The following is a 14,034-nucleotide window of genomic DNA, read 5'->3' on the forward strand; positions in this document are numbered from 1 at the left end:
TCCTTGGCGCGAGCCCAGCATATGGGCTAACGGCACATCTTTCGCCTTTATTGTTCAAATATAAACATTCTCGCCCGAGCCGTGAAGGGCCGCAAGCAGACAATCGCTTGGTGCAGGTCGCGCCCATGTCGATTTTTTGTTGATTGACCCGTCAATAAAAAATAATCTCCCCGCAAAAATCGGGAACGACATGCCCAAAGTCGGAATGGAGCCACTGCGCCGCAAGGCGCTCATCGACGCGACGATCTCGGCGATCGGCGAGCGCGGTTCGCTTGACGTGACCATGTCCGAGATCGCCGGGCGGGCCGGCGTGTCCTCCGCGCTTGCCCATCACTATTTCGGCGCCAAGGACGAGCTGCTGCTGGCGACGATGCGGCATATCCTGGCCGAACTGACCATCGACATGCGCCGGGCCCTGCAATCCGCCGCCTCCCCGCGCGAACGCGTTTCGGCCGTGGTCGCCGTCAATTTCTCCGACATACAGTTCCAGCCGGAAACCATCGCCGCCTGGCTCGCCTTCTATGTCGAGGCGCAGAAATCATCCGCGCTGCGCCGGCTGCTCAGGGTCTATGCACGGCGGCTGCACTCGAACCTGATGAGCGGGCTGACCGGCATCCTGCCCAGGGCAGAGGCCGACCGCGCCGCCGAAGCGACGGCGGCGATGATCGACGGGCTCTACATCAGGCGGGCGCTGAAGGACGGCGTGCCCGACGCCGCGACCGCGATCGCGCTGGTCGAGGACTATCTCGAAACCAAACTCGGCGAGCGGCACAAACAGTGACAGTCAAGCGACCCAATTTCCTGATCGTCATGGTCGATCAGCTCAACGGGACTTTTTTCCCCGATGGGCCGGCCGCGTTTCTCCACGCGCCGCATCTGAAAGCGTTGGCGGCCCGCTCGGCGCGCTTCAGGAACAACTACACGGCCTCACCGCTCTGCGCGCCGGGCCGTGCCTCGTTCATGAGCGGTCAGTTGCCGTCGCGCACCGAGGTCTATGACAACGCCGCCGAATTCGCTTCGTCGATCCCGACCTTTGCCCATCACCTGCGCGCCGACGGCTATCACACCGTGCTTTCGGGCAAGATGCATTTCGTCGGCCCCGATCAGTTGCACGGCTTCGAGGAGCGGCTGACGACCGACATCTATCCCGCCGATTTCGGCTGGACGCCGGACTACCGCAAGCCCGGCGAGCGGATCGACTGGTGGTATCACAATCTGGGTTCGGTGACCGGCGCCGGCGTCGCCGAGATCTCGAACCAGATGGAATATGACGACGAGGTCGCCTTCCACGCGGTGCAGAAGCTCTATGACTTCGCCCGCGTCTCCGAGGATGCCGCGCACCGGCCCTGGTGCCTGACGGTCTCCTTCACCCATCCCCACGATCCCTATGTGGCACGGCGGCAGTACTGGGATCTCTACGAGGATTGCCCGGCGCTCGAACCAGAAGTGGGCTTCATCCCCTATGACGGCCAAGACCCGCATTCGCAGCGGCTCTACCAGGCTTCCGACTACGACAGTTTCGACATCACGGCAGAACAGGTCCGCCGCTCGCGGCGGGGTTACTTCGCCAACATCTCCTATCTCGACGACAAGGTCGGCGAATTGCTGTCGGTGCTCCAGCGCACGCGCATGCTCGACGACACGATCGTCCTGTTCTGCTCGGACCATGGCGACATGCTCGGCGAGCGCGGCCTGTGGTTCAAGATGTGCTTCTTCGAGGGCTCGGCGCGGGTGCCGCTGATGATCGCCGGCAAGGGCGTGCCGGCCGGGCTGATCGAGGCGCCAGTCTCCAATCTCGATGTGACGCCGACATTGTGCGACCTCGCCGGCATCGACATGAGCGCGATCGCGCCATGGACCGACGGCCAGTCGCTGCTGCCGTTGCTCCAAGGCAAGCCGCGTACGGCGCCAGTGCTGATGGAATATGCGGCCGAAGGCTCCAACGCGCCCTTGGTGGCGATCCGTGACGGCCGCTACAAGTTCGTCCACTGCGAGATCGATCCGCCGCAACTCCATGACATCGAAGCAGACCCACATGAATTGAGCAATCTCGCAACCGATCCGGCGCATGCGGATCTGGTGGCGGCTTTCATGGAAAAGGTCCGCGCACGCTGGGATATGGCGGCTTTCGACGCTGCCGTGCGGGCCAGCCAGGCGCGGCGCTGGGTGGTCTATCCGGCACTGCGCAACGGAACGCACTACCCCTGGGAGTTCCAGCCGCTGCAGAAGGCTTCGGAACGTTACATGCGCAACCACATGGATCTCAACGTGCTCGAAGAGCAGAAGCGGTTTCCGCGAGGCGAATAAATGGCAGACCTTCTCGTCCCCTCCCTTGACCATCTCAAGCAGGCCTACGCCGTCACCTCCAAGGCGACGCAGATCACGCCGCTGCTGGAATCGGCCGCACTCGCCAGGGAAACCGGTGCGGCCCGCGTCTTCATCAAGCCGGAATCACTGCAATGGGCGGGATCGTTCAAGATACGCGGCGCCTATTGGCGGTTGAAACGGCTTTCGTCCGACGAGGCGAGGAAGGGCGTCGTTGCCTATTCCTCCGGCAATTTCGCGCAAGGACTGGCCGCCGCCGGCCAGGCGCTCGGCATTCCCGTCACCATCGTCATGCCGATCGATGCACCGGCCGCCAAGCGTGACGCGACCGCCGGCTACGGCGCACGCGTCGTGCTGACCGACCATGGCGACCGCGCGCGTGAGGAAGTCGCCGCCGCCAAGGCGCGCGAGATCGCCGAGACGGAAGGGCTGGCACTGCTGCATCCGTTCGACGATCCCGAGATCATCGCCGGCCAGGCTGGCGCCGGCCTCGAAGCGCTCGACCAGCTCGCCGCCAAGGACGCCAGCGCCGACTTGTTGTTCTGCTCGGTCGGCGGCGGTGGACTGATCGGCGGCGTTTCGCTCGCCTTCCACTACCTGTCGCCCGCAACCGAGATTATCGGCGTCGAGCCGGAAGGTTTCAACGGCATGGGCTCGTCGCTGGCGCATGGCAGCATCGAGACGATGCCGATCGGCCCGAAGTCGATCTGCGACGGGCTGATGTCGCGACGACCGGGCGATGCGCCGTTCGCCGCGGTCAAGGCCGCCGGCGTTCGCGGCATCACCGTCGACGATCAATCTGTGCGCCGCGCCATGCGGATCGCTTTCGAGCGCATGAAACTGGTGCTCGAACCGTCCGGGGCTGCGTCACTGGCGGCACTGCTCGGCGGCAGGGTGGATGTGAAGGACAGAAACGTCCTTGTTGTGGCTACCGGCGGCAATGTCTCGCTCGCCGATTTTATGGCGCATATGAACCATGCTTGAAGCGGATTTCGTCATCATCGGCTCCGGCTCGGCCGGTTCGGCCATGGCCTATCGCCTGTCGGAGGACGGCAAGCATTCGGTCATCGTCATCGAATTTGGCGGCAGCGATATCGGGCCGCTGATCCAGATGCCCTCGGCTTTATCGATCCCGCTCAACATGAGCCTCTACGACTGGGGCTTTGCCAGCGAGCCGGAGCCGCATCTCGGTGGCCGCGTGCTGGCGACGCCGCGCGGCAAGGTCATCGGCGGCTCGTCCTCGATCAATGGCATGGTCTATGTGCGCGGGCACGCGCGCGATTTCGACCACTGGGCCGAGCAAGGGGCTACCGGATGGAGCTTTGCCGACGTGCTCCCCTATTTCAAGCGCATGGAAGACTCCGATGGCGGCGAGGATGGCTGGCGCGGCAAAAGCGGCCCGCTGCATGTCCAGCGCGGCTCGCGTAGAAATCCGCTCTATGGCGCCTTCGTCGAGGCGGGCCGCCAGGCGGGGTTCGAACTGACCGACGACTACAATGGCGCCAAGCAGGAAGGCTTCGGCCCAATGGAGCAGACCATTCGCGGCGGTCGCCGCTGGTCGGCGGCATCAGCCTATCTGAAGCCGGCGCTCAGGCGGAAAAACGTGAGTCTGGTCAAGGGCTTTGCGCGCCGGGTGATCATCGAGAATCAACGCGCCATCGGCGTGGAAATCGAAGCTCACAAACAGATTCAGGTCGTTAAGGCGCGACGCGAGGTAATCGTCGCCGCGTCGTCGATCAACTCGCCAAAGATCCTGATGCTGTCCGGCATCGGACCGGCTGAGCATTTGCGCGAAAACGGCATCGCCGTCGTCGCCGACCGCCCCGGCGTCGGCCGCAATCTGCAGGATCACCTGGAACTCTACATCCAGCAGGAATCGACCAAGCCGATCACCCTGAATTCGGTGCTCAACCCTTTTTCCAAGGCGATGATCGGCGCGCAATGGCTGTTCTTCAAGTCCGGCCTCGGCGTCACCAACCATTTCGAGGCGGCGGCCTTCGTGCGCTCCCAGGCCGGTGTCGACTATCCGGACATCCAGTACCATTTCATCCCCGCGGCGGTGCGCTATGACGGCAAGGCGGCGGCGAAGTCGCACGGCTTCCAGGCTCATGTCGGACCGATGCGGTCGAAGTCGCGCGGCTCGGTGACGCTGCGCTCGCCGGATCCGAAAGCGAAGCCGGTCATCCACTTCAACTACATGTCGCATCCGGACGATTGGGCGGAGTTCCGCCACTGTATCCGGCTGACGCGCGAAATCTTCGGCCAGAAGGCCTTCGACGCCTATCGCGGCCAGGAGATCTCGCCGGGCAGCCATGTGCAGTCGAATGACGATCTCGACGTCTTCATCCGCGACCACGCCGAAAGCGCCTACCACCCCTGCGGCACCTGCAAGATGGGCCGCGCCGACGACCTCATGAGCGTCGTCGATCCGGAATGCCGGGTGATCGGCGTCGAGGGACTGCGGGTCGCCGACTCCTCGATCTTCCCGCGCGTCACCAACGGCAATCTCAATGCACCGTCGATCATGACCGGTGAAAAGGCGTCCGACCACATTCTTGGCCGCACACCGCTGGCGCCGTCCAACCAGGAACCATGGATCAATCCACGCTGGCAGGCGTCGGACAGATAGAGCATGATCCACCCATAGATTGAGCCGCCCACTTTCGCGGCGCCGGACCATTGGAGACTCCCATGCGCGCCCAGCCCACGGCATCGCACTATGTCAACGGACGCTATATCGACGACGAGCAAGGCGCGCCGCTACCCGTCATCTACCCGGCAACCGGCGAGACCATCGCCATGCTGCGCTCGGCGACGCCGAACGTCTTGGAACTCGCCATCGAGGCCGCACGGGCCGCGCAGCCGGCCTGGGCACGGCTGAAGCCGGTCGAGCGCGGACGCATCCTGCGCCGCGCCGCGGACATTCTTCGCGCCCGCAACGCCGACCTCGCCCGCATCGAGACGCTCGACACCGGCAAGGCGATCCAGGAGACGCTGGTGGCGGACGCGCCTTCCGCCGCCGACTGCCTTGAATATTTCGGCGGCGCGGTCGCCGCCTATAATGGCGAGGCCGTCGATCTCGGCGGGCCTTTCGCCTACACGCGGCGCGAGGCCCTCGGCGTCTGCGTTGGCATCGGCGCATGGAACTACCCGATCCAGATCGCCGGCTGGAAATCGGCGCCGGCGCTGGCCATGGGCAATGCCATGGTGTTCAAGCCGTCGGAAAACACGCCGCTTTCAGCACTGGCGCTGGCCGAGATTTACAGCGAGGCCGGCCTGCCCGACGGGCTGTTCAATGTGGTGCAGGGTTATGGCGATGTCGGCGCCGGCCTGGTGGGGCACGATGTCGTCGCCAAGGTCTCGGTGACCGGCTCGGTGCCGACCGGACGCAAGGTGCTGTCGCTGGCCGGTTCGAAGATGAAGCACGCGACGATGGAGCTCGGCGGCAAGTCGCCGCTGATCGTCTTCGACGACGCCGACATCGAAAACGCCATCGGTGGCGCCATGCTCGGCAATTTCTACTCGACCGGCCAGATCTGCTCCAACGGGACCCGCGTCTTCGTGCAGAGCGGCATCCATGACCGCTTCGTCGAGCGGCTGATCGAGCGGACCAAGAAAATCCGCATCGGCGATCCGCTCGACCCCGAGACGCAGATGGGGCCTCTGGTCTCGAAAGCACAGCATGAGAAGGTTGTCGGCTATATCGGGATCGGCAATCAGGATGGCGCCACACTGGCCTGCGGCGGCAATGTCCCCTCGCTGCAAGGTTTTGACGGCGGCTTCTTCGTCGAGCCGACAGTCTTCACCGGTGTCACCGACACGATGCGCATCGCCCGCGAGGAGATTTTCGGGCCTGTCATGAGCGTGCTGAAATTCGAAGGCGAGGACGAGGTGATCGACCGCGCCAACGACACCGAATTCGGCCTCGCCGCCGGTGTCTTTACCCGCGACCTGCCGCGCGCCCATCGTGTCATCGCCGAGTTGCAGGCCGGCACCTGCTGGATCAATGCCTACAATCTGACGCCGGTCGAAATCCCCTTCGGCGGCTTCAAGCAGTCCGGCATCGGCCGCGAGAACTCGCTGGCGGCACTGGCGCTCTATTCGCAGCTCAAGTCGATCTATGTCGAGACGGGGGACGTGGCGAGCCCGTATTGAGCCTAGCCTAAGCCGTCCTCTCCGCCGTCCCATCCAGATACTGCGTCAGCGCGCAGACCAGGTGATAAAAGATGCTGGCCGGAACATCCGACGCCAGCGAGCGGCCGCGTTCGTCGATGCGGTCTATCCACAGGCCGAGCGGCGCCGGGTCGATGTGCCAGCGGAACAGCCGGCCAACCCGTTCCTCGATCTCCGGCTTGAGATCGGGTCCGCCCGCACCGTCCAGCGCAATCGCCGCCTTGACCGCTTCGGCCTGCGGCCAGCTGCGCGAGATCAGATCCAGCGGCAGCCCCTGCCGCGAGACCGCCCCATAGGCAAGGCCGGTGGCGCGGTTGAGGCCATTGGCGATGGCCGAGGCGTAGAGTTTCCTGGCGAAGCCGCTCAGTTCGGCCTGGCCGCTGCGTCCGGCGAAATCGACCAGCAGCGAAGCCCATTCGAAGTGATGGCCGGGCTCGGTCCACGCGCCCTTCTCACCGGCGGTCGGCCTCCATTCATCATCGAAATATTCGCCCAGCGTCCAGCTGTCCCGGTCAAAGAAATGGCTTCGGAAGAGATCGATGATGCGCGCCGCGCGGCGCAGGTGAGCACGCTCGCCAGTGGCCTGATGCCAGGCCAGGAACGCCTCGAGCAGATGCATGTGCGGGTTGGAGCGCCGCTCGCCCTTCCCGTCCGATGTTTCGAGAAAACCGGTCATGCGATGATCCTCGAGATGCGCGTCGAGGAACGCGAAAGTTTCCTCGCCGAGCCGCAAGGCATCGGGATTGCCCGACATATGCGCATGGGCGAGCGCCAGAAGCACGCAGGAATGATCGTATGCATCCTCGGTGGCATCGGCGACGGAGCCGTCGACATGGAGCGTACGCACCCAGCCGCCTTTGTCGGTGCGGCCATTCCTGGCCATGAACTCGATACCGTGGCTGATCAGCCGGTCGGCCGGACCATGCCAGCCGCGCGCGCTGGCGACCGCGAAGGCAAAGACCTGCCTGGCCTGGGTCCGCATGCGCTTGGGCTTCATGAGCGGGTTGGTGTCAAAGCCCAGCACTTCATGGAAACCGCCATGGCGCTCGTCGACGCCTGATGTCGACCACAGCGGCAATGTCTCCTGAAACAGCCAGTGGTGCACACGCCGCCGCCAGGCGCCGCTTTCGATGACGCGGTCATGCGCCGGCGTGAACCTGGTTTCCAGCCGGCCCGACTTCTCGAGCTGTTCGACGATCTTCTTGACGTGCTGGCTGTGACTGACCGGCGCGACGAAAGTCGCGTCGGCGGTCGAAACGATGGCCACATCCTTCATGGCGATCGCGGACAGCAGGCGGCCGTCGCTGCGGATGTAGGAGTTCTCGCAATCGATGGCGACGACATCGCCGATGACGACATTGCCTTGCTCGTCGGCCGGACCGACATCGAGCAGCGACTGCCAGGAGCCGAGATCGTTCCAGCGGAAGTCGGCCGGCACCATGGCAATGCCTTGCGCCCGCTCCATGATGGCGTAGTCGATCGAGATCGAGGGGATGGCTTCATAGAGCTCCAGCGGCATATAGAGGCCGGACAGGTCCGATGTCGCCGCCTTGTAGGCAGCCGCAGTGGCCTGCCAGATGTCCGGCTGGAACGCCGCGAAGGCATCGCGCATGGCCCCGGCTCTAAACAGGAAGATGCCGGTGTTCCAGTAAAAGTTTTCCGCCCTGAGATAGCTCTGCGCCGTCGCAAGGTCCGGCTTTTCGACGAAGCGCGTGACGTCGAAGATGCCGCCCTGCGCACCTGCCACCTCGATATAGCCATAGCCGGTCTCGGGCTGTGTCGGCTTGATGCCGAACACCACGAGCCGGCCGGCGCGCGCCGCCTCGGCGCCGGCCTCGATGCTCTGCCAGAATTGCCCTGCGGTCGATATTTCGTGGTCCGATGGCACAACCAGGACCATGCTGTCGCCGAATTCGGACAGGGTGCGCAGCGTTGCCAGTGCGATCGCGGCGGCGGTGTTGCGCCCCGTGGGCTCGAACAGCGGACCGCCGCCCGCAAGGTCCAGCCCGGCCAGGTCGGCATGGACACGCTCGGCATGGCGCTCCGAGGCGATCAGGAAGATCGGCGTTTGGCCCGCGGGCCTTGCCGTCAGCCGGCGCAAGGTCTTGGCCAGCATGGAACCGTCGCCGGACAGGTCGTGAAACTGCTTGGGATTATCCTCGCGCGACAGCGGCCAGAGCCGCGAACCGACGCCGCCGCTCATGACAAAACTGACGATGCGCTGGCTCATTCGGGTCTCGCTTAGAAGTTGGTCTGGGGTAGCAGGCATGCCTTTAAGCCGTGTTTACCCGATTGGAAATGCGCTCGACCGCCAGGTCGATGAAGGCCTTGACCAGGGGGGAAAGGTGCCGGCTGCTGGGATAGAGAACGTGCAGGCCACCGGCCGGTGTCGTATAGCCGTCGAGGACGCGCCGCAACCGCCCCTCGTTGATCAATCCCTCCGCTATCGGCTGTGGCAATTGAGCGATGCCGAAGTCCGCGAGCGCGGCCGCCACCACCGCCTGCATCTCATTGGCGGCGAAGCGCCCGGCGACTACGACTGTTTCCTGGCCTTGTGGGCCATCCAGCACCCAATGAGCGCCTGAGGCCGACGGACCCGCGATGACGCATCGATGGCGGGTGAGATCGGCCGGGCTTTCCGGCATCCCGTATCGGGCGAGATAGGCGGGGCTGGCGCAGAGCAGCCTGTGCGTGGAACCGAGCTTGCGGGCAATCAGCGTCGAATCCTCCAGTCTCCCGGTACGGAAGGCGAGATCAATGCCATCCTCGACCAGATTGAGCTTGTCGTCGGTGAGGCGAAGTTCGACATTGGTCTTCGGGTACAGCGTCAGAAAGTCGACCACGGCGCGGATGAGGAAGTGCCCCCCAAAACCAACCGGAGCCGAGATTCGGATCGTGCCCGAAGGCTCCGCCCTCGCCTCGGCGAGGTGCAGATTGGCCTCTTCTATCGTCCGCAGCCCCTGGCTGCTCCGCTCATAGTAGAGACGCCCGGCATCCGTCAGGTTGAGGCTGCGCGTGGTGCGCTGCAGCAGACGCACGCCGACCTCGCGTTCGAGCGCGGCGACACGGCGGCTGACCGTCGTCTTGGGCATGGCGAGGAGGCGCGCCGCGGCGGTGAAGCTGCCGGCTTCGACGACGCGGGCAAACACGACAATATCGTTGAGATCGATCATTGCACTCAAAATTGGGACAAAGTTTTCCAATTATATACAATTATGCATCAATGCAATAGGCCCTAGCTTTGCTCCAGACAAACAGAAGGAGCAGATCAGATGACCAGCAAACGAAACATTCTTGTGACCGGTGCCACGGGCCAACAAGGCGGTGCGGTGGCGCATGCCCTGCTGTCCAGGGGCCATCGCGTCAAGGCAATGACGCGCAAGCCGGACAGCGAAGCCGCGCGGCAACTGGCGGTGGCTGGCGCCGAGGTTGTCGCCGGCGATCTCGCCGACGCGGTCTCAGTCGTGAAGGCCGCAAAAGGCGCCGACACCATGTTCCTGATGGGCAACAGCTACGAGGCCGGCCTTGAGGAAGAGACCCGCCAGGGGATTCTAGCCGCCGATGCGGCAAAGGCCGCCGGCATCGGACACCTGATCTATTCATCCGTTGCCGACGCCGACAAGAAGACCGGCATTCCGCATTTCGAAAGCAAATACCTGGTCGAGCAGCATGTCAGGCAGCTCGGCATTCCCTATACGATCAGCGCGCCGGTCGCCTTCATGGAGAATGTCGTCGCACCGTGGTCGATCGGCGCGCTCAGCCAAGGCAGCCATGCCTTCGCCATGCCGCCGAAGCGTGTCCTCCAACTGGTCTCGCTGGCGGATATCGGCGCGTTCGTCGCCACTCTGGCCGAGCGGCGCGAACGCGTGTTCGGCAAGCGCTTCGATTTTGCAGGGGATGAATTGTCCGGTGAAGAGCAGGCAAGAATCCTGTCCGAGGCCATCGGCCGCCCGATCCGCTATCAGGAGATCCCGATCGCGGCCGCCCGCCAGCAGAGCGAGGACGCGGCACTGATGTTCGAATGGTTCGACCGCGTCGGCTACGACGTCGACATCACCGCCTTGCAAAGGGAGTTCCCCGAAGTGCGCTGGCACGGTTTTGCCGACTGGGCGCACGCATTTGACTGGAACATCAGCGGCCTGCGCGACGAAAGCTGATGAAATGCGACAGAAGTGCTGCCATTGCCGCTTGCAGGAATGAAGTGTGGCGGCTATAAGCCCGCCGTCTGGTCACGGAGTGTAGCGCAGCCTGGTAGCGCACCTCGTTCGGGACGAGGGGGTCGCAGGTTCAAATCCTGCCACTCCGACCAGAAAAACAATGTGTTAGCGCATCCCGACTTTGGCGCTTGATTGATATGCCACCTGAGAACAGGGCGAGATGATACCCCTCCTCAGTTGAGTTGGCTGAGAGTCATATCCAACGCGCCATGCAGCAAAGAGGAGCGGTAAGCTCCCTGCCGTAATATTGGTTTGCGGCCGTCAGCCATGGGCGCTTCCCAGCATTCCGCTCGGCTGATCACGTGCCGACAAGAAGTGTCGACGAACCTTACTCCCGTCACACTTATCGGAGGCCAAAGAAGCTCAATATCGCCAACACGATGACTATCGCTCCAACGAGCCAGATGATGTTGTTCATGATCTCTCTCCTGTCGCCTGGGAAGCCCGCGCCTCTGGCGGAGGACGCGGACCGATCGGCCTTTGCCGGCCGATCTTCGGCAGACACCGAGGCGTCTGCCGCAGGGAGTAGAACTATTAGATAGACCTAATGTTCCGCCGAATGGCAGACCGAATGTCGCGAATTTTTGAGCGCAGATCGTCGCGCCGATTGAATGAGCGCAACCGGTGCATCGGACCACTTCGAAAGGCGCCCCCTTCTCTGCCTTGGGCAATGCGATCGCCCGACCTTCGACTTGCCCGCAGGCATCCCTACCGCCTTGGGAAAGCCCCGGAACCAAAGCGGCCAGCCGCAGTTGTATCCACCGAAGGGCTATTCCAGTCAGTGGAGAAATTATAATGAAAACAATGCTCATGTGCGCTTTGGCGCTTTCCGTGGGATTCCCGGTCGTGGCCTCGGCAGCCGAGGCCGATGTGGTTATCCGGACCCACCATCGACACCACCACCAGGTCAGGATCATCAACGAGGATGGACAGCGCCTGCATCACCGTCACCACGGCACGGTTGCTTTCTATGACCATGGCCGCCGGCATCATCACCATCGTCGCGATGCCCTCGTGGTTACGGGTTCCGTCTCCACACACCATCACCGCCATCCGGTGGTGATCGAGAACGGCGGCTACTGATAAAACGGCCGGCGGCCCGGCTCATTATCAGGAGTCGGGCCAACTCGGCCTTTGTCCCAGGTGAACATCCACATAGATGCGCTCGGAGAATGCTCGGGGTACCCTGACTGGTGCTGGTCCATACCCTCGCCCAGTCAGTCGACGCGAGCTTGACTTACCCACAGGCTGGGCCGGCCAGAATTCAGACCAGAGTCAGGGATGTGATCGGCGGCGTCTTTCGAAGATGTCGATCTTGCGGCTGTATGTCATCCGAATTTGATTGTCACAACCTTCACAGGTCAGCGACTTGACGCTCTTTATCAGGCGACCTTTACGGATCATCATTCGGTTGCATCGAGGACATTGGATCATCATGTCATCATCATACCGGTCCGGTGAAAGTGCCATATTCGCCTCCCAATGACGCTGGCAAGCAACGTACGTGCCGCATGGATATCTCGGTTGTGATGTGTGGAGCGGCCAGCGTTAATCGAGCGTGATTTGTTGGTTCAATCCGCGATTCCGGTCTGGCATTGGAGCCATGCGTAGCGGGTTGGTCGCGGAAGTCCGCGCAATCTCACCACTTGTTGTGGAAGTTCTGATCGTTCAGCCGCCTTCTTCCGCTCTCCGATTTGAGACTGAGGGTTCGCCCGCCGCATGAAGGCGGCGGGCGAACCCTATCGGCGCAGGAAGGGACATAGCTGCGCCAATCTGCAAGACATTCGTGCTCGATCTCTCGGATGGTCAGCCAAGAGTTATTCCAATCGCCATGAAGGTGATGGCCACCGCGAAGGTCAGTGCGAGCAACCAGCGTGCTTGGCCAACACTCTTCTCCATCACTTCCTCCTGCACATGCAGCGGACAACGGCTTTGAACGGGGGCTGTTCCGGGCAGCATCACCGGTAGGACCATTGCATTTTACAGTCAGACTTAAGTCCGGCTCCCTACCAGACCGAAGCCCAACCAGGGAACGATTGCGCTTCGCCCCTGTTCGGTTGACTGGGCGCGAGGGCGATCAAGCGGAATTGGATGAAAGTCACCATGTCGAACAGTGAGGCCGCAAGATCCGATGCATTGGGGACGCGCGTAGCCGACCTCAAGGCCAGGATGCAGCAAGCCCGGATTACCATCAGCGAAATGAAGACATTCCAAAAGGTCGCGGCCATGATGGAGGACGGACAGGGCAGCATCGGCGGCGATGATTTAATTGCCGCTTCCTTCGTGACCGACACGTTGCTCGACAAGGAAACGCCCTGAGACCATGCGGACCATCAGCAGGCTTTTTGATTCCCATGCCGAAGCGGGCCGGGTTGCCGGAGAACTGGTGGCGGCTGGTGTTCCTCACGTTCAGGTTGCCATTATCGGCCCCTACCAGGATGAAGTCGGAGTTCTGAAGTCTCCGGGCGTCATTCTCGGTTTGGTCGGTGCGGCGTTGGCGTGCCTTGGCGCCGTGGCCGTCTACGGTGTCACTTCCCTTCAGGCCGGGTTACCGGCAACAGCCGTGATTTGCGCGGTCTGTGGCGGCGCTGGCGGGCTGCTCGGCTCATTCATCAAGACTGCAGCCAAACCCGACGATCGCAGCGTCGCCGAGGGGATCGTCCTGGTGACGGCGCATGTCGATGAGAACAAGAGCGATATCGCCCAGACAGTGCTCCGTGGTGATGCCCCCATGGCCGGACTAGTCGCCGAGACAGCGTGAGAATCCCAGGAGATGACAGGCCGACAAGCCGTGCGAACGAGCATGCGCCGGCATACAGCATCTCGTCACGCCCGCGCGAATTGCGATCGGGCTCGACAGCAGGCGCAAACTTTGTCGAAATGGGCATCGGCTCTAGGCAATTCGATGAAAGCCGGTAAGCTGGCGACCGGATGCGGACATGAATTTTATCTCAACGACAGCTTCGACACCGGTTCTTGTGATTGCCGTGCTTCTTGTGGCCGGCTGCTCCTCGATCAGCAGAACGACAGATCCGGCGAAGTACGACAAGATGACCTGTATCGAGCTCAACAGCGCGCTGGGCGAAACCGCCAACGAAATCTCGCAAACCGCGATTACGCGCGGCAAGGTCGCCAACACCAATGTTCCCCGCTGGCTGCTTGGTGGCTCACGCGTGAAAACCGCCGTCGCCAATCGGGAAACAGCCAGGATAGACCGGCTGAAACAGCAGCAGGATGCCATTGCCGCTGCGCGCGCACGCAAGTGCCCGAGGTCCGCGGGCTGAGCGGACGGACGCCGCCACGATGATTGCCTTCAGTT

Annotated in this window: 12 protein-coding genes and 1 tRNA gene; 11 read left to right on the forward strand and 2 right to left on the reverse strand. The window is 62.9% G+C overall.

Going from position 1 to position 14,034, the window contains the following annotated elements:
* The first annotated feature begins 190 nt into the window (after positions 1–190).
* The 5 genes from betI (at position 191) to betB (ending at position 6,480) form a co-directional block, all read left to right on the forward strand.
* Positions 191–781, forward strand: a complete 591-nt coding sequence (gene betI, locus FJ977_RS03925) for a transcriptional regulator BetI (protein ID WP_140768712.1) — start codon at positions 191–193, stop codon at positions 779–781.
* The gene (betC, locus tag FJ977_RS03930; RefSeq protein WP_140768714.1) at positions 778–2,307 is read left to right on the forward strand and encodes a choline-sulfatase; all 1,530 of its coding nucleotides are present in this window, start codon (positions 778–780) and stop codon (positions 2,305–2,307) included. The genes betI and betC overlap by 4 nt, the downstream gene beginning before the upstream one ends.
* The gene (locus FJ977_RS03935) at positions 2,308–3,309 is read left to right on the forward strand and encodes a threonine/serine dehydratase (protein ID WP_140768716.1); all 1,002 of its coding nucleotides are present in this window, start codon (positions 2,308–2,310) and stop codon (positions 3,307–3,309) included.
* Positions 3,302–4,954: a choline dehydrogenase gene (gene betA, locus FJ977_RS03940; RefSeq protein ID WP_140768718.1), complete on the forward strand. Its 1,653-nt coding sequence runs from the start codon at positions 3,302–3,304 to the stop codon at positions 4,952–4,954. Before FJ977_RS03935 ends, betA begins: the two co-directional genes overlap by 8 nt.
* A gap of 62 nt (positions 4,955–5,016) precedes the next feature.
* Positions 5,017–6,480 (forward strand): betaine-aldehyde dehydrogenase, encoded by a 1,464-nt coding sequence (gene betB, locus FJ977_RS03945; RefSeq protein WP_140768720.1) that lies wholly within the window; start codon positions 5,017–5,019, stop codon positions 6,478–6,480.
* A gap of 7 nt (positions 6,481–6,487) precedes the next feature.
* Here betB and FJ977_RS03950 read toward each other — a convergent pair whose 3' ends face one another.
* Both FJ977_RS03950 and FJ977_RS03955 read right to left on the reverse strand, forming a co-directional pair.
* Positions 6,488–8,728, reverse strand: coding sequence for an AGE family epimerase/isomerase (locus tag FJ977_RS03950; RefSeq protein ID WP_140768722.1), 2,241 nt, complete (start codon positions 8,726–8,728; stop codon positions 6,488–6,490).
* A 43-nt stretch (positions 8,729–8,771) separates the two neighbouring features.
* On the reverse strand, positions 8,772–9,671 hold the full coding sequence (locus FJ977_RS03955) for a LysR family transcriptional regulator (protein ID WP_140768724.1): 900 nt from the start codon (positions 9,669–9,671) through the stop codon (positions 8,772–8,774).
* A 99-nt stretch (positions 9,672–9,770) separates the two neighbouring features.
* Here FJ977_RS03955 and FJ977_RS03960 point away from each other — a divergent pair, with 99 nt between their 5' ends.
* From FJ977_RS03960 to FJ977_RS03985, 6 genes are all read left to right on the forward strand, one after another.
* Complete coding sequence (locus FJ977_RS03960; protein WP_140768726.1) at positions 9,771–10,655, forward strand: NmrA/HSCARG family protein; 885 nt, start codon at positions 9,771–9,773, stop codon at positions 10,653–10,655.
* 75 nt (positions 10,656–10,730) lie between these two features.
* Positions 10,731–10,807, forward strand: a tRNA-Pro gene (locus tag FJ977_RS03965).
* Between the two features lie 703 nt (positions 10,808–11,510).
* Positions 11,511–11,798 carry a hypothetical protein gene (locus tag FJ977_RS03970; RefSeq protein ID WP_140768728.1) on the forward strand — a complete coding sequence of 96 codons (288 nt, stop codon included), beginning with the start codon at positions 11,511–11,513 and terminating at the stop codon, positions 11,796–11,798.
* Between the two features lie 1,020 nt (positions 11,799–12,818).
* The gene (locus FJ977_RS03975) at positions 12,819–13,034 is read left to right on the forward strand and encodes a hypothetical protein (RefSeq protein WP_140769723.1); all 216 of its coding nucleotides are present in this window, start codon (positions 12,819–12,821) and stop codon (positions 13,032–13,034) included.
* A 4-nt stretch (positions 13,035–13,038) separates the two neighbouring features.
* Complete coding sequence (locus tag FJ977_RS35690; protein WP_181179569.1) at positions 13,039–13,476, forward strand: hypothetical protein; 438 nt, start codon at positions 13,039–13,041, stop codon at positions 13,474–13,476.
* Positions 13,477–13,654: 178 nt separating this feature from the next.
* The gene (locus tag FJ977_RS03985; RefSeq protein ID WP_140768730.1) at positions 13,655–13,999 is read left to right on the forward strand and encodes a hypothetical protein; all 345 of its coding nucleotides are present in this window, start codon (positions 13,655–13,657) and stop codon (positions 13,997–13,999) included.
* The last annotated feature ends 35 nt before the right edge of the window (positions 14,000–14,034 follow it).

Source organism: Mesorhizobium sp. B2-1-3A (genome assembly GCF_006442655.1).
GTDB lineage: Bacteria > Pseudomonadota > Alphaproteobacteria > Rhizobiales > Rhizobiaceae > Mesorhizobium.

Coding starts and splice junctions, on each gene's coding strand:
- FJ977_RS03935 (WP_140768716.1), top strand. CDS start 2,308: ATGGCAGACCTTCTCGTCCCCTCCCTTGACCATCTCAAGCAGGCCTAC.
- FJ977_RS03970 (WP_140768728.1), top strand. CDS start 11,511: ATGAAAACAATGCTCATGTGCGCTTTGGCGCTTTCCGTGGGATTCCCG.
- betA (WP_140768718.1), top strand. CDS start 3,302: ATGCTTGAAGCGGATTTCGTCATCATCGGCTCCGGCTCGGCCGGTTCG.
- FJ977_RS03960 (WP_140768726.1), top strand. CDS start 9,771: ATGACCAGCAAACGAAACATTCTTGTGACCGGTGCCACGGGCCAACAA.
- FJ977_RS03975 (WP_140769723.1), top strand. CDS start 12,819: ATGTCGAACAGTGAGGCCGCAAGATCCGATGCATTGGGGACGCGCGTA.
- FJ977_RS03955 (WP_140768724.1), bottom strand. CDS start 9,671: ATGATCGATCTCAACGATATTGTCGTGTTTGCCCGCGTCGTCGAAGCC.
- FJ977_RS03950 (WP_140768722.1), bottom strand. CDS start 8,728: ATGAGCCAGCGCATCGTCAGTTTTGTCATGAGCGGCGGCGTCGGTTCG.
- FJ977_RS03985 (WP_140768730.1), top strand. CDS start 13,655: ATGAATTTTATCTCAACGACAGCTTCGACACCGGTTCTTGTGATTGCC.
- betB (WP_140768720.1), top strand. CDS start 5,017: ATGCGCGCCCAGCCCACGGCATCGCACTATGTCAACGGACGCTATATC.
- betI (WP_140768712.1), top strand. CDS start 191: ATGCCCAAAGTCGGAATGGAGCCACTGCGCCGCAAGGCGCTCATCGAC.
- FJ977_RS35690 (WP_181179569.1), top strand. CDS start 13,039: ATGCGGACCATCAGCAGGCTTTTTGATTCCCATGCCGAAGCGGGCCGG.